The sequence below is a fragment of the Streptomyces sp. NPDC002868 genome (genome assembly GCF_055563295.1).
This window is the reverse complement of the sequence record NZ_JBVHDR010000009.1, coordinates 232,164-247,340: the sequence shown is the minus strand read 5'-3', so window position 1 is coordinate 247,340 and position 15,177 is coordinate 232,164. Positions and strand designations below refer to the sequence as shown.

Sequence of the window (15,177 nt, the reverse complement as noted above, 5' to 3'; positions counted from 1 at the left end):
GCACCACGGCCCCCGGGAGAGCGTATGACCAGCCGCAAGCTGTTCCGCCCGCGCCTCGGCCGGCTCCGCCCTGCCCTCGCGCGGCTGCGCCCCGCCGCCACCCGCGTCCTTTCTGCCCTGCGTGGTCTCTTCCCCGCCCTGTGGCTGCGCGCCGCGGGCCGGACCCCCGAGGGGAGCCGCCCCACCGCCACGTTCCTGCGCCGCCGGATGCTGGTGCTGCCCGCGCTCGCGGTGGTCGCCCTCGCCCTCTCCGCGGCCGCCTACGGCGACGTGCACGGCCGTACGGAGCGGCTGCGGGATCGTTGCGCGCCCGCGCTCGTGGATCTGGCGCAGGCCCGGGTCGCCCTCGAACTCGCCCAGGTCCAGGCCGAGTTACGCCTCAAAACCGCCGAGCAGGCCGGCTCTGTCGAGCTCGGTGAGACCTACCGCTCGCTGCTCACCGAAGCCTCGCAGAGCCTCAACCGGGTCGCACAGTCCAGGGCTCTGCACAAGGCGCAGCAGCAGGAGCTGCGGGTCGTCTCCGGCCTGGTCGTCGCATACGGCGACAAGATCGCGTGGGCCGACCGGAACCGTCTGAGCAGAGTGCTGCGCGAAGCCGGGGTCGACTACGCCGACGACATGCTGCGCGCCAAGCACCTGACCGTCGCCCAGGCCACCCCCCAGGAGCCCATCTCCATCCTCGACCGCATCGCGGAGCTGGAGCACCAACTGCACGAGGAGAACCGCGACCTGGCGGCCTGGAGCCCGCTCACCCTGGCCGCGGCGGCCGCCGCGGCACTCTCCGCCGCCCTCTTCGCCTTCGTCCTCGTCGGCACCTCGGTCTTCCTGCGGGACCGGCTGCGGCTGATCAGCGTGCAGCTGGCGGTGGCCGCGGTACCGGTGCTTCTCACGCCCGTTCTGCTGGCCGTCGGCGGTGCCGAGGAGCACGCCGCGCAGGAGCGGGTGCGTACCACCGTCGGCGCCCTGGAACAGCTGGGCGCGGAACGCAGGGCACCCCGCAGGATCGAGTCCACAGCACGCGAGGCGGCCACGGTGATGCGCGAAGCCCACCCCGACGGCTGGTCGCTGACCGCGGGCATCGTCGTTCCCGCGGCCGGAGTGGGCGCGCTCGCCTGCGGCGTCACGCTCTTCCTCTACGGCCGGCCCTATCCGGCCGTTCGCCCCCGACGGAAGTACACAGACGTATGAAGCGATTGAGGGCACTGCTGGCCTGCTGTCTGCTCACCGCTGCCGCCGTTACGGCGGGCGGCTGCTCGGACGCGGCCGAGGAGCGGACCCTGGTCGTCCTCGGCCCGTGGACCGACGGCGAGGAGAAACCGTTCAAGGCGGCGCTGCGGCGCATCGGTGAGCGGACCGGACGCAGTTACGTCTACAAGGGCACCCGTTCCCTGCGCGAGACGCTGGTGGCCCAGCTCCAGGCGGGCGCGCCGCCGGACCTGGCAATCCTGAGCAGCCCCGGTGAGCTCGCCGAGTACGCCAGGGCCGGAGACGCGCATCCGCTCCCTCAGCGGGTGGTCGGGGCCGCGGTCCCGCCGTGGGCGCCCTTCGTCACCGTCGAGAACGAGCAGGGCCAGGCCCGTACGCACGCCTACTGGGCGCCGGTGCGGGTCGACCTGAAGTCGCTGGTCTTCAGCCGCGCAAAGAGCACCGGGAAGAAGCCGGACTGGTGCCTGGGCGTGGGCTCCGGCGCCACCTCCGGCTGGCCGGGCACGGACTGGGTGGAGGACCTGCTGCTGCAACGGCAGGGACCCGACGCGTACGAGAGGTGGGCGACCGGCAAGACGCCGTGGCAGCAGACCGGAGCGGCCTGGAAGGAGTGGGCCGCGCTGCTCGCCGCGAACGACGGGAACCTCGCACGGGAGGGGCTCAACATGTCCTTCGAGCGGCTCGACAACGGCCGGTACGGGCTGCTGAACGGCGGTCACTGCACCCATGAACACCAGGGTTCGTTCATCCGCCGCCACTACGGCGACGACGTGCAGCCCACGTCCACCGCCGCCTTCTTCGGCGCGGGGAAGACCGGTGGGCAGAGCGACGGACAGCGCGACGGACAGAGCGAGACGCAGAGCGAGGACAACGCCTTCGAGGTCTCCGGCGACATGGCCGCGGTCTTCAAGCCCAGCGCCGCTGCCTGGGACCTGCTCGACCGGCTGACCTCCCGCCAGGCCCGCGAGGACTGGGCGAAGGCGGCGCGGCCCGGGGAGCGGCCGTACTTCCCCGGTGGCGCGTTCGGCACCGTACCGCTGTCGCAGAACACCCGCGCCGTGCAGGGCCTGTTCGACGGGGCGAGCCAGATCTGCCTGGACGCCTCGGACGCCATGCCGCCGACGCTTCGGGACGCCTTCTACCGCGCCGTACTGGAATTCCTGGGCGATCCGCAGGACGCGGGTCTGCTGGACCGGCTGCTCAAACAGTTGGAGGCGGAACGGATCCTGCAAGTGCAGGAGAGGGCGTTCGTACTGGATGACCTGTGCGAGAACGTGCCCGGACCGTCAGGCAGCCGGTGAGGACGGCGCGCGGTTACGCGAACACAACCGTACGGCGGCCGTTGAGCAGGATCCGGTGCTCCGCGTGCCACTTCACCGCCCGCGCCAGCGCCTGGCACTCCACATCACGGCCGATCGCCACCAGCTGCTCGGGGGTGACCCCGTGACCGACCCGCTCGACCTCCTGCTCGATGATCGGGCCCTCGTCGAGGTCGGCCGTCACATAGTGCGCGGTCGCGCCGATCAGCTTCACGCCGCGCTCGTGCGCCTGGTGGTACGGCTTCGCGCCCTTGAAGCTCGGCAGGAAGGAGTGGTGGATGTTGATGATCCTGCCGTTCAGCTGCTTGCACAGATCGTTCGAGAGCACCTGCATATAGCGGGCGAGCACCACCAGCTCGACATTCTCACCGCGCACCAGCTCCAGCAGCTGCGCCTCGGCCTCGGCCTTGTTGTCCTTGGTGACCGGAATGTGATGGAACGGCACGTCGTACGAGGCGACCAGCTCGGCGAAGTCCGTGTGATTGGAGACGACCGCCGCGATCTCGACCGGCAGCGCGCCGGTCCTGAAGCGGAAGAGCAGGTCGTTGAGGCAGTGACCGAACTTGCTGACCATCAGCACGATCCGCATCCGCTCTTCGGCGAGATGGATCTGCCAGTCCATCTGGAACGAGTCCCCGACGGCGGCGAAGCTGGCCCGCAGCTTGTCCACGGTCACCGGCGCCTCGGCCGAGAAGTGGACCCGCATGAAGAACAGTCCCGTGTCCCGGTCTCCGAACTGCTGACTGTCCTCGATGTTGCAGCCGGTGATGAAGAGATAGCTCGACACGGCGTGCACAATGCCCTGTTTGTCCGGGCAGGAGAGCGTCAGGACGTACTGGTCAGTCATCCTCGTAGGGTGCCATATCCGCCGGTCCCGAAGGATCCCGGCCCGTCAGGCGGACCCGCGGGGGCGGACCCTCAGGCGGACCGCGTCATGATTCGCAGCACATCGAGCGAGCGCGGCGGCGCGTCCGGATCCTCGCCGTCACTCGCAGAGAGGCGTACGTGTGCCTCGCGGGCGGCCCGCACGGCCTCCGGCCAGCCATGGTGTTCCAGATAGGCCGATACGGGAGCGTCCGCACCGACTTGGTGCATGATCCGCAGCACGCGCAGGACGGCGACATCGACGAGGGCAGCCTCGCCCGAGTCGCGGAAGATCGTCCCGACGTACTTCTCGGCGGACCAGTTGTCCAGCCAGGTGTCCTCGACCAGGCGGTACACGGCGTCGGTGACGTCGCCGTATCCCTCGCGGCCGGCCAGCCAGCACTCCTGATGGAAGACGGGGTCGGAAAGCATGTGCAGCGCCGAGCGCACATTGCTGCGCCAGCGCCACCAGGGCATGTCATTGAGCGGCATGCCGCCCATGGTGGAGGAGCGACGGCCGCGACGGGAAGAGGTGTCCGAACCTTGCTGCACGCCTGCGATCGTACGTTCCCCTCTCGCTCGACCGAACAGCCCCCTGTAATTCACCTTCCCGTCACCCTTCGTTGAAGAATGCTCACTACTCCGTTACCCGGGAAGCGGAAATGTGGCGGAGCATGACCGGTTGGCGACGTTCCTCCTCCCCCCGCCCCTCTAGGACCGCTCGAGTTCGCGCCGTGTGCATGACGACGGCTGCCGTGGCGGCCGGTGCGTCGCTGGTCACCGGCTGTGGCGTCTTCCCTGGAGGCTCGGGGGGCTCCAGGGAACCCGTCAAGGTGATGACCTTCGCCCCCGAGGAGACACGGGCGACGAACATGCCCGGTATGCCGGCGATGGCGAAGGCGTACGCCCGCTGGACCAAGGCGCACGGCGGGCTCGACGGACACGAGCTGCGCATCATCTCCTGCAACGAGCAGAACACCTCGACCGGCGCCGCCGCCTGCGCCCGGCGGGCGGTCAAGGAGGGCGTGGTCGCGGTCGTCGGCTCGTACAGCCAGCACGGCGAAGCCTTCATGGCCCCGCTGGAGGCCGCGGGCATCCCCTTCATCGGCGGCTACGGGATATCCGAGGAGGAGTTCACCAGCTACCTCTCCTACCCGGTCAACGGCGGTCAGGCGGCCCTCCTGGCCGGCAACGGCCAGCAGCTCGCGGACACCTGCGACCGGGTCTCGCTGGTGCGGCCCAACACCCTGGCGGGCGACGAACTGCCCGGGCTGCTCAATGCCGGCCTCGCGGAGGGCAGTCGGAGCAAGTCGGCGGACATCCTGGCGGCGGAGGACGCGACGGACTACACGGCGCAGGCGGAGCAGGCCCGCAGTAAGGCGGGGGCCAGGTCCGGGTCGGGGTTCGGATCCAGCTCGGGGTCGGGGTCCGCGTCGCAGGCCGGGTCGGGGTCCGGGTCGGAAGACCGCCCGGGGTGCGTCACCGCCGCGCTCGGCGACCGTACCGAGACCTTCTTCGACTCCTTCCGGCGACTGCCGGAGGACGACCGGAAGATCCGGGTCTCCTCGGTCATGGGCTCCGTCGGCCAGCCCCTCATCGACCGCACGGGCGGCCGCAATGGCCCGTTCGAAGGCGCCTACATCACGGGCTGGTATCCGGACGCCGGCGACACGCGCTGGGGCGATATGGAGCGGGTGATCCGCGCCCACGCGTTCGGCGACAACCGCATCGACCCGGCCGACGCGGGCGTGCAGACCACCTGGATCGCGTACACCGTGCTGCGGACGGTCATCCAGTCGCTCGACTCGGACGACATCACGGCGGGGAAGATCTCGCACGCCCTGGACAGCGGGGTACAGGTGACGACCGGCGGGCTGACTCCCACCCTGCGCTGGGACTACGAGGACATGCTCGGCACGCCCGGCTTCCCGCGGATCGTGAACCGAAGCGTGACGTTCCAAGTGGTGCGCGACGGGCGGCTGGTGGCCCAGAAGCAGGGCTTCGTGGACGTCAGCAAGACGCTGTCGGCTTCCGCCGTCACGTCCGGCTGACGCCGCGCGTCTGTCTCCTGCCGTCCTCTACAGCTGGTCGCTGCGCCGCTCGGGGAGGCCGTACTTTCCGGCGATGGCGTTCCACAGCCCGGAGGCTTCCTTCTTGGCCCTGGTCGCGTCACCGCTGGCGCGGTTGGCCTGGGCGGTCTGTCCCGTATTGCGCGCCCGGCCGTCCTTGCAGCCCTTCTTCTCCTCGACCTGCTTGGCCCAGGCCGCGTAGTGGTCGTCCGCCGATGCGGACGCCTGCCAGGCCTTGGTGAGCGACGCGGTCAGCTGGGCGTGGCTGGGCAGCTTGTCCACGGTGAGCCCCTCCAGGCGGGTCACCAGACTGCGGCGCTGCTCCGCGGCCCCGCTCAGATCACTGGCCGCCTGGTCCAGGTTCTTGCACTGCTTGATGTTCTCCACCGAGCGGATGACCGCGGCACGGCTGTTGTTGCTGTCGGCGAGAAGCTTGTCGAGCGCCTCGGCCTGCGGCTTGGCGGGGTCGTCAGCGGCCTTGGGGCTGCCGCTGGGGGCGTCGGAGGTGGCGGCGACGTTCTTGCCGGCGCCGGGGTCGTTCTCCTCGTCCCCGCCACCGCCGAACATGACGGCGCTGACGCCGAGCCCGAGGACGGCACAGCCGACGACGACAGCGGCGATGACGAGCACGTGCGAGGACTTGCGCCGCCGGGGCTGGTGCTCGGGATCCTGCGGCTCGTACGGGGCCTGCGGCTGCGAGTACTGCTGGTACTGCTGCTGACGCGGCGGCCGGCCGACCCCGCGCGGGGCCTCGAACCGGGGCAACTGCTGTGTGGCGTCCGGGGTTTGGCCGGCGGGCGCGTCCGTGCGGAAGAGGCTGTCGAACTCCGCGGGCGGCTGCCGGTCACCGGGAGTCCCCGGCCGGATCCCAAAGGGCGCGGCGGAGGGCGCGGCCGGCACGGGCGGGATGTACTGCGTGGCGTCGGCGTCGGGCCCCGGGACGGGCGCCTGCGCGGGCCCGGTCCCGAGGAACTGCGTCGACTCGGCGGGAGCCTCGGGCGGCAGCGCCCCGGGCGCGACGGGAGGGATGTACTGCGTGGCGTCGGAGTCCCCCATGGGGACGGCCTGCGGGGGCAGGGCCTGCGGCAGCGGCTGCGCACCGTGCCCGGCCTGCGGGGCCTGTCCGTACCCCGCCTGCGCCAGCGGCAGCGCGTCATACCCGCCCTGCGCGGGCGGCAGCGCGTCATACCCGCCCTGCGCGGGCGGCAGCGCGTCATACCCGCCCTGCGCGGGCGGCAGCGCGTCATACCCGCCCTGCGGCGGCTGTCCCTGTGGCGGCAGCGGCTGCGCGCCGTGCCCCGCCCCCGCCTGCGGGGCCTCGCCCCAGCCGTGCTGCGCGACCGGGCCACCGTCAGTCGGCGGCCCGGGCTGCCCCGGCTGCTGCTGCGGCCCCCACGGCTCACCCCACGGCTGTCCGCCCGCCGGAGCCACCTGGGCGTCGGAGGCGCCTGGAATCCAGGGCTCACTTCCGTCGGCGGGCAGCACGACGCCTTCGTACGCGGGCCGCGCAGCAGGCGGCTGCTGCTCGTCACCCTGTCCGTTTTGCGTCACCGGGACTCCTACGTGTGGGCCTAGGGAATCGTCGGCTCACGCTACCGGGTACGTCAGGGGCTCCGCACACACGTGTGGAAGCAGTAACAAGAAGCCTCCTCAAGACGCTGTTAAAAGTCGGCCGACGATGAGCGGCGGAAGGGGTCCGGGGCGCAGCCCCCTAGGCTGCCTGGAGCTCCAGCCGCGCCCCGAACTCTCGCACCGCCGACTCGTCCCCGTACGGCTCGAGCCGCTGCTGGAGGTCTTCCAGATACTCCGCGCCCCGGCTCGAGCGCAGCGTCCCCAGCAGTTCCACCGCGCGCGTGCCCGTGTGGCAGGCCTGTTCCACCTCGCGCTGCTGCACCTGGGCCGTGGCCAGCAGGACGAGGCCGATCGCCCGGCGCCTGGCCCTCGACTCCGGGTGGCCGTCCAGCGCGTGGGACGCGTGGTGCGCGGCCGCCTCCGCCTGGCCCAGGTCGCGGTAGCAGTGCGCCAGCTCGTCCGCGAGGTAGGCGTGGTCGAAGTGGGCGATCCATGCCGGATCGTCCCCCGCGGACGGCTCGGCCCGCTCCAGCGCGGCGAGCGCCTTGCCTGCCACCTCGTGGCAGGTGCGGGCGTCGCCGAGCAGGGCGTGTCCGCGCGCCTCTGCCGCGAAGAACATCGCCTCTGCCCTCGGGGTGACGTGCCCCCGCGCGCCTTCCTGCGCGGCCCGCGCCAGCTGGGCGATCTCCCGGGGGTTCCCCAGCTGCGCCGCGAGGTGGCTCATGGAGGCCGCCAGCACATACCCGCCGTAACCGCGGTCGCCCGCCGCCTGGGCGAGGCGCAGCGCCTGGATGTAGTAGCGCTGAGCGAGCCCGGGCTGGCCGGTGTCGACGGCCATGTAACCGGCGAGCTCCGTCAACCGGGCGACCGCCGCGAACAGTTCGCGGCCGACCGATTCGCGGTACGACCCCGAAAGGAGACCGGAGACCACGCTGTTCAGGTAGTGCACGAGGACCGGACGGACGTGCCCGCTGCCGAAACGGTGGTCCAGCTCGGTCAGGGCTGTCGTCATCGCCCGTACCGCTTCGACGTCCGAGACCCCGACCCGCGCCCCTGCCGTACGCGCCACCTGCGTGTCCGCGCCGGTGATCAGCCAGTCGCGGCTCGGCTCGACCAGCGCGGACGCGGCGACCGCCGCCCCGGACAGGAAGTCGCGGCGGCCGACGTCGCTGCGCCACAGCTCGCAGACCTGCTCGATCGCGCCGAGCACCGTCGGCGAGAACTGCAGGCCGACGCCCGACGCCAGGTTCTTGCCGTTCGCCATGCCGATTTCGTCGATCGTGACCGTACGGCCGAGTTTGCGGCCGAGCGCCTCCGCGATGATTCCCGGCGCCCGGCCGCGCGGCTGCTGCCCGCGCAGCCAGCGCGCCACCGATGTTTTGTCGTAGCGCAGGTCCAACCCCCGCTCCGCGCCGGCCATGTTGACTCGGCGGGCGAGGCCGGCGTTGGAACATCCGGCTTCCTGAATGAGCGCCTGCAACCGTTCGTTCGGTTGTCGGGCGACGAGAGGCCTGGCTGCCATGACTACCCCCTGAGGCCGCGGTGATCAATGAAGTGATCACTGCCCGGCTGATATACGGAGAATGCAGACTTGGAGCGAGTTCGTCGGTTTTTCCCGGGAATCGGCGTGACCCCCTGCGAGTGGCTACCCGCCCGCCGCCGTCCGGCCTCATGCGCGCCCCCACCCGTGCACCCGTGCGCCCCGCGTGCAGGATCGATGCTTCGCGCCCCGCCACGGCACGCCCGTAACCCAAGGTGACGGCGGTAGTTGAGTGTGTCGTGGAAGAGACCATCGGAGTCATGGAAGCCGCGCAGATCCCCCAGCAGCGAGGTGAGCAGCAGCTGGACCATGCCGTGCGGTACGCGGAAGAGCGGCATTGGGATGTGTTCCCCGGCACCTGGCTCGAGGCGGTGGACGGCAGAGAACACTGCTCGTGCGGCGACGTCGCCTGCGCCTCGCCCGGCGCTCACCCGGCCAGGCCGGACTGGGCAAACCAGGCGACCGGGAGCGCGACCGCGGCCCGTCGGCTGTGGTCGAAGCAGCCGAAGGCGTCGATCCTGCTGCCGACGGGCCGCACCTTCGACGCCATGGACGTCCCCGAGTCCGCGGGCTTCCTGGCGCTGGCGCGGTTGGAGCGGATGGGCCTCCCTCTCGGTCCGGTGACCTGCACCCCCAACCGCCGGATGCTGTTCTTCGTACTGCCCGGAGCCGCGCTCAAGGTCCCCGATCTGATCCGCACCCTGGGCTGGGCGCCGAGCTCCATCGATCTGATCGCGCGCGGCCAGGGCCACTATGTCGCGGCCCCGCCGACCCGCATCGGCGGCCATGGCGCGGTGCAGTGGGCGCGCCGGCCCACCTCCGCCAACCGGTGGCTGCCGGACGCGGACGAGTTGATCAGCCCGCTGGCGTACGCATGCGGGCGGGAGGCTGCCGCTGAACGAACACGCCGTAGATAGACGTGCCGTACATAAGGTGGACCCGTACAGACACGGGGACATCGAAAGGCAGGGCACCATGCCGGACCAGGCAATTGGAGCCACAAAGGCGGGCGGAGCGCACACAGCGCCGCCCGCCGTTCGCGTTGAGGGGCTGTGGAAGCGGTTCGGCGAGCAGATCGCGGTCGCCGGCATCGATCTGGCGCTCCCCGCCGGCAAGTTCATCGGCCTGGTCGGACCGAACGGCGCGGGCAAGACCACGACCCTGTCGATGGTGACGGGCCTGCTCCGCCCGGATCAGGGGCGGGTGGAGGTGTCGGGCCACGATGTGTGGCGCGATCCGGTCGAGGTGAAGTCCCGGATAGGCGTGCTGCCGGAGGGTCTGCGCCTCTTCGAGCGCCTCTCGGGCCGCGAGTTGCTCGCATACAGCGGGCGGCTGCGGGGGCTGCCGGGCGACGAGGTCGACAAGCGCACCACGCAGCTTCTGGACGTACTGGACCTGGCGGGCGCGCAGCACAAGCTGGTTGTCGACTACTCGACGGGCATGCGGAAGAAGATCGGTCTTGCGGCCGCTCTGCTCCACAACCCCGAAGTGCTGTTCCTGGACGAGCCGTTCGAGGGCGTCGACCCGGTGTCGGCGCAGACGATCCGCGGCGTCCTCGAGCGGTACACCGCATCCGGCGCGACGGTCGTCTTCTCCAGCCATGTGATGGAACTGGTGGAGTCGCTGTGCGACTGGGTGGCGGTGATGGCCGCGGGCCGCATCCGCGTGCAGGGCCCGCTGGCGGAGGTACGGGGCGACGCGCCGTCGCTGCAGAGCGCGTTCCTGGAGCTGGTGGGGGCGAACGGCCGCGATACCGGTCAGTCGCTGGACTGGCTCGGCGGCGGTGGATCACGGTGAACACCGCTTCCCTGGCCCCCATTTTCGTACGGCTGAAGCTGTCACTGCTGCGCAACGGACTGCGGCAGTCGTCCGGCCGCAGGGCCGCGTACATCTCGTCCATCGTCGTCACCCTGCTCTTCGCGGCGCTCCAGCTCATCGGCCTGATCGCGCTGCGCGGAAACGATCACGCGGCGTCGGTGGTGGTGCTGCTGACGGCGGTGCTGGCACTCGGCTGGGCGGTGATGCCGCTGTTCTTCCCCAGCGGTGACGAGACACTGGACCCGACCCGTCTGGTGATGCTGCCGCTGCGTCCCCAGCCTCTTGTACGGGCGCTGCTCGTCGCATCGCTCGTGGGCATCGGCCCGCTGTTCACGCTGTGCCTGGCGGTGGGCTCGGCGATCGCCCTCGCGCACGGGGCGGCCGGGGTCCTGGTCTCCGTCCTCGCCATTGTGCTCACCCTGCTGGTGTGCGTGGCGCTGGCGCGGGCGGTCGCGGCGGCGAACATCCGCCTGCTGACCTCGCGCAAGGGCCGCGACCTGGCGGTGCTCAGCGGTCTGGTGATCGCGGTGGGCATCCAGGTCGTCAACTTCGGCGCACAGAGGATCGGGGACGCGGGCGGCCTCTCTGCGCTGGACCCGGTGGCGGGAATCGTACGGTGGCTGCCGCCGGCGTCCGCGATCGGCGCGGTGGACTCGGCGAGCGAGGGCTCGTACGCGGTCGCGGCGGGGCAGTTGGCCCTGTCGGCCGTGGCTCTGTTCGCTCTGCTGTGGTCCTGGCAGCGCAGCCTGACGAAGCTGATGACGACCCCGGACGGCTCGACCCTGGCCGCGGCTTCGGAGCCGACCCGCAAGGAGGCTGCCTCCAGCTTCCATCAGCTGCTGCCCGAGGGACGTACGGGCACGGTGATGCAGCGGAGCCTGCGCTATGTGTGGCGCGACCCGAAGACGAAGGCGGCGTGGGTGACGGCGCTGGCGATCGGCCTGATCGTGCCGCTGTTCAACGCGCTGCAGGGCACGGGCTCGGTCTACTTCGCCTGCTTCGCGGCGGGGATGCTCGGCATCCAGATGTACAACCAGTTCGGCCAGGACACGTCCGCGTTCTGGATGGTGGCGCTGACGATCTCGTCCACGAAGGACGCGTACAGGGAACTGCGCGCCCGCGCCCTGGCGTTGCTGGTGATCACCCTTCCGTATACGGCCCTGGTCACGTCCCTCACCGCCGCGGTGCTCGGCGACTGGAAGGCCCTGCCGGAGGTGCTCGGCCTCTCCTTCGCGCTGCTGGGCGCGATGCTGGCGACGGGGGCGGTGGCGTCGGCCCGCTTCCCGTACTCGATCCCGCAGGACAGCGCGTACAAGAACGTCGCCCCGGGGCAGGGCGGGCTCGCCTGGATCTCGATCTTCGGCGGCATGATCTCGGCGGCGGTGCTGTGCGCCCCGGTGATCGCACTGACGATCTGGCTGCATGCCTCCAACTCCCAGTCGGCGCTGTGGCTGCTGCTGCCGTTGGGCACGGCGTACGGCGTGCTGATCGGATGGGCGGGGGTACGGGTGGCGGCGCCGCAGACGGCGAGGAGGCTGCCGGAGATTCTGACGGCGGTCAGCAAGGGGTAGGGGGTGAAGGGTCAGGGGTGAAGGGTCAGGGGTGAAGGACCTGTTAGTGGGGCGCTGGGCACCCGTCAAGTAGCGTGACGGCCATGTCGACGCCGCCGCCTCCGAACCCGTATACGCAGCCGCAGTATCCGCAGTACCCGCAGCAGGGGTACGCGCCTCAGCCGCAGTACCAGCAGCCGTACCCGGGGACGGGTGGCCCGGCGTACGGCTGGGGCGCGCCGCCGCCCCCGCCGCCGCCGAAGAAGAACCAAGGCCCGAAGATCGCGCTCATCACGATGGCGTCCATCGCGGGTCTGCTCGCCGTCTCCTGGTTCGGGAACAACGTCGTCGGTGGTGGCAGCAGCAGTGGGAGTGGGAGCTTCCCGCAGGCGGAGTACCAACTGACGCTCCCCGAGACGCTCCTCGACGGAAAGTACAAGCTGACCGGGGATCAGTCCGAGAAGGGCCAGGACGGGCTGGCCGGCACGAGCGAGGCCAACATCCGCGATGCCAAGGCCGTCGTGGCGCAGTACACCTCCCAGTCGGAGGCCGGCGTCCTGGTCATCTCGGGCATGTACGGCCGCATCAAGGACCCGGACGAGGCACGCACCAGCATCCTGAGGGGCGCCGGGGATTCGGACGGATCCACCATCGCCGTACCCGCCAAGGACTTCACTCCCGCCGGATCGGAAGTGACCATCTCCTGCCAGGTGCTGACGACGGAGCAGACCGATGGCGGAACGTCCACGCTCCCGATGTGCGCCTGGGCCGACGACAACACGAACGCGGCGGTCGCCCTGACCGATGTCCGGATCGCGAAGCAGACCCCGGAAGAGGTCGACCTCAAGGCGGTTGCGGAGGCGACGCTGAAGGTGCGCGAGGCGACGCGGAAACCGATCGGCTGACGACCTGCGTCAGGTCAGGGCATGGTGACGGACCATACGTCGCCATGCCCTGGCCAGTTGTCGCGCTCGTCGTCCGGACTGTCCACCACGAACACCGAAGCCTTCGCGAGAGCGCCGCGTCCGCAGAGATCGTCACCACCACCCCCACACAACTCCGCGGCCTCACCGCGGCCATCAGGGCGACACCCAGCGATTAGCACGCGTATACGTTCCGCCCCCGCAGGCGAACCCCACCGCGACGGCCGCGCCCCTCACCGAGCGACGCTTTCCAGTCGAAGCGGCTCGACCGAACAAAGGGTCGTCCGGGCATTCACGCAGGTCAGACGGTAGTTTTCCGTTACACCACCAATGATCGTCCACATGCTGGACGCGCCCCCACACCCACTCCGAGCTGCCCGAACGACCATTCGGTAACCCTCATTGCAACGTACGCGGCCGGAAAGTGGCGATGAATGTGCACTCACTGTCCGCATACGCAAGACTCCCGACCGCAATCGCCCCCCGAGCGAAGGAGTTTCACACATGCGTTACATCCTCAACACAGTCGCCGCGACCGCCACGGCAACCGCCCTCCTGCTGACCGGCACCGCCGCCGCGAGCGCCGCACAGGCGCAGCCCACGCAAACTGCCCAGCCCGCCCAGGCGAAGAGCCTGTACTCCCCCTCCGCCCTCGTACTCACCATCGGCAAGGGCGAGGACGCGGTAACCGCCACCGTCGAGCGCGCCGTAACCCTGAACTGCGCCCCGCGCCCCGACGGCACCCACCCCATGCCCGCGGCCGCGTGTATGGAACTGCGGGACGTCGAGGGCGAGTTCGGCGCGCTGACCGAAGCCCCGTCGACGAAGAGGTGCACACGCCAGTGGGCCCCGGTCGTGGTCACCGCCCAGGGCGTGTGGCAGGGCAAGCGCGTCGCGTGGTCGGCCACGTTCGGCAACGAGTGCGAGATGGAAGGCCGCCTGGCCGAGGGCGCGGTCTTCGCCTTCTAACCCCGCGCGACGTTCTAACCCCGCGCGACGTTCCACGAGGCCGGTAGCCCACCCCCGCAGAAGACGCACACGAAGTCGCCCTCCCGCACGACGCTGACCTCCCCGCATCCAGCGCAACGCCGGAAGACGACCTCGTACGCGAAACCGTCAGGACGACCGAGCCCCACCCGATCCAGCGCACCGGCGACAGCCGGCCAGGAGTCGCGGTCCGGGCAATAGCCGGTCGACTGGCTGCCGACCTCGCTGATCGCCCAGCCGTTGCCGCCGCGGCTGAAGGCGATCTCTCCCGCTCAAAGCACGAACCCATCCCCCCGGCACAGGCGACATGTTCATCGCGTGCCACGCCTCAGGGCGTCAGCACCCCGTCCAAGAATGGCTCGATCGCCGTCCGCCACCCCTCCGGCTGGTCGTAATGCACCAGGTGGCCCGCGTCCGCCACCTCCGCGTACTCGCCCCGCGGCAGGACCCTGACCATCTCCTGGGCCTCCGCGCGGCCCAACTCCCCGTCCAGGCCGCGCACCACCAAGGTCGGGCACTGGACCTGGGCCAGCTCCTCCCAGTGGGGGTCGTGGACCCACGTCGCGCGGGAGGTCAGCATCTGGCGGCGGGAGAACACCGGGCGCCAGCCGTCGGCCCGTTCCGACATTACTTCTGCGAAGAATTCGCCGCGGGACGGGTTGGGGCGCTCGACCCACGGATCGTCCTCGCCGAACCACTTCCGTACGTCCGCCAGCGTCGCGAAGGGGACGGGCCAGGAGCGGAACCAGTCGTCCCACTCGCGCTGCGAGGCCGCGCCCAGTGCCGAGGCGCGCATGTCGCAGATGATCAGGGCCTGGACCAGGTCCGGGCGTTTGGCGGCCAGTTGCCAGGCGGTGAGCGCGCCCATCGAGTGTCCGATCAGGGTCACCGGGGCGAGGCTCAGCTGTTCGATCGCGGCCTCGGCGTCGGATACATACGCCTCGCGGGTGAACGGGCCCTCGGCCGGCTTGTCGCTGCGGCCATGACCGCGCTGGTCAAGGGCGACCGCGCGGTGACGCTCCGCCAGCCAGCGGGCCGTGGAAGCCCAGTGCGAGGCGCGGCCCATCAGGCCGTGGAGCAGTAAGACTCCGGACGCGGGGGCGTGCACGGCCTCGCCCGGCCCCTTGGGTGGATCTGCGAACTCCCAGGCAGCCAGGCGTACGCCGTTGGCTCCGGTTACGTCGATGCGCCGCACCATGTGGCCTGGCACCCCCTTCTCTCCCCCGGTGATCGAGACCGCGCCGAGCCCTGTCGAGCTCGTGTCGAGTACCGCCAGACTATCGAACCTTTATTCGAAAACGTGCTTCTGGCGCGCAACACCCCTCGTTC

14 protein-coding genes are annotated in these 15,177 nt (G+C 70.7%); 9 read left to right on the top strand and 5 right to left on the bottom strand.

The window, feature by feature from the left end:
• The first annotated feature begins 24 nt into the window (after window positions 1–24).
• Window positions 25–1,188: a hypothetical protein gene (locus tag ACZ3H8_RS26440; protein ID WP_467405888.1), complete on the top strand. Its 1,164-nt coding sequence runs from the start codon at window positions 25–27 to the stop codon at window positions 1,186–1,188.
• Window positions 1,185–2,507 (top strand): extracellular solute-binding protein, encoded by a 1,323-nt coding sequence (locus ACZ3H8_RS26435; protein WP_467405886.1) that lies wholly within the window; start codon window positions 1,185–1,187, stop codon window positions 2,505–2,507. Before ACZ3H8_RS26440 ends, ACZ3H8_RS26435 begins: the two co-directional genes overlap by 4 nt.
• Before the next feature lie 13 nt (window positions 2,508–2,520).
• On the opposite strand, the gene purU is transcribed toward ACZ3H8_RS26435, so the two are convergent.
• Together purU and ACZ3H8_RS26425 are read right to left on the bottom strand one after the other, a co-directional pair.
• Window positions 2,521–3,372: a formyltetrahydrofolate deformylase gene (gene purU, locus ACZ3H8_RS26430; RefSeq protein WP_467405883.1), complete on the bottom strand. Its 852-nt coding sequence runs from the start codon at window positions 3,370–3,372 to the stop codon at window positions 2,521–2,523.
• Window positions 3,373–3,443: 71 nt separating this feature from the next.
• A complete protein-coding gene (locus ACZ3H8_RS26425; protein ID WP_398987351.1) occupies window positions 3,444–3,890 on the bottom strand; it encodes an SCO4402 family protein in 447 nt (148 codons plus the stop codon).
• Window positions 3,891–4,063: 173 nt separating this feature from the next.
• Here ACZ3H8_RS26425 and ACZ3H8_RS26420 point away from each other — a divergent pair, with 173 nt between their 5' ends.
• Window positions 4,064–5,440: an ABC transporter substrate-binding protein gene (locus ACZ3H8_RS26420; RefSeq protein ID WP_467405882.1), complete on the top strand. Its 1,377-nt coding sequence runs from the start codon at window positions 4,064–4,066 to the stop codon at window positions 5,438–5,440.
• A gap of 27 nt (window positions 5,441–5,467) precedes the next feature.
• Here the strand turns inward: ACZ3H8_RS26420 and ACZ3H8_RS26415 are convergent, their stop codons facing one another.
• Both ACZ3H8_RS26415 and ACZ3H8_RS26410 read right to left on the bottom strand, forming a co-directional pair.
• The gene (locus ACZ3H8_RS26415; protein ID WP_467405881.1) at window positions 5,468–7,009 is read right to left on the bottom strand and encodes a hypothetical protein; all 1,542 of its coding nucleotides are present in this window, start codon (window positions 7,007–7,009) and stop codon (window positions 5,468–5,470) included.
• 160 nt (window positions 7,010–7,169) lie between these two features.
• Window positions 7,170–8,552 (bottom strand): transcriptional regulator, encoded by a 1,383-nt coding sequence (locus ACZ3H8_RS26410; RefSeq protein ID WP_467405878.1) that lies wholly within the window; start codon window positions 8,550–8,552, stop codon window positions 7,170–7,172.
• A 278-nt stretch (window positions 8,553–8,830) separates the two neighbouring features.
• Between ACZ3H8_RS26410 and ACZ3H8_RS26405 the strand changes: the two genes are divergently transcribed.
• The 6 genes from ACZ3H8_RS26405 (at window position 8,831) to ACZ3H8_RS26380 (ending at window position 13,830) form a co-directional block, all read left to right on the top strand.
• Complete coding sequence (locus ACZ3H8_RS26405; protein ID WP_467406144.1) at window positions 8,831–9,487, top strand: bifunctional DNA primase/polymerase; 657 nt, start codon at window positions 8,831–8,833, stop codon at window positions 9,485–9,487.
• A gap of 58 nt (window positions 9,488–9,545) precedes the next feature.
• A complete protein-coding gene (locus tag ACZ3H8_RS26400) occupies window positions 9,546–10,367 on the top strand; it encodes an ABC transporter ATP-binding protein (protein ID WP_467405877.1) in 822 nt (273 codons plus the stop codon).
• Window positions 10,364–11,959, top strand: a complete 1,596-nt coding sequence (locus ACZ3H8_RS26395; protein WP_467405874.1) for a transporter — start codon at window positions 10,364–10,366, stop codon at window positions 11,957–11,959. The genes ACZ3H8_RS26400 and ACZ3H8_RS26395 overlap by 4 nt, the downstream gene beginning before the upstream one ends.
• An 83-nt stretch (window positions 11,960–12,042) precedes the next feature.
• On the top strand, window positions 12,043–12,843 hold the full coding sequence (locus ACZ3H8_RS26390) for a hypothetical protein (protein WP_467405871.1): 801 nt from the start codon (window positions 12,043–12,045) through the stop codon (window positions 12,841–12,843).
• A 44-nt stretch (window positions 12,844–12,887) separates the two neighbouring features.
• On the top strand, window positions 12,888–13,040 hold the full coding sequence (locus ACZ3H8_RS26385; protein WP_467405869.1) for a hypothetical protein: 153 nt from the start codon (window positions 12,888–12,890) through the stop codon (window positions 13,038–13,040).
• 325 nt (window positions 13,041–13,365) lie between these two features.
• Window positions 13,366–13,830: a subtilase-type protease inhibitor gene (locus ACZ3H8_RS26380; protein WP_467405868.1), complete on the top strand. Its 465-nt coding sequence runs from the start codon at window positions 13,366–13,368 to the stop codon at window positions 13,828–13,830.
• 346 nt (window positions 13,831–14,176) lie between these two features.
• On the opposite strand, the gene ACZ3H8_RS26375 is transcribed toward ACZ3H8_RS26380, so the two are convergent.
• Window positions 14,177–15,046, bottom strand: coding sequence for an alpha/beta fold hydrolase (locus ACZ3H8_RS26375; protein WP_467405865.1), 870 nt, complete (start codon window positions 15,044–15,046; stop codon window positions 14,177–14,179).
• Window positions 15,047–15,177: the final 131 nt, after the last annotated feature.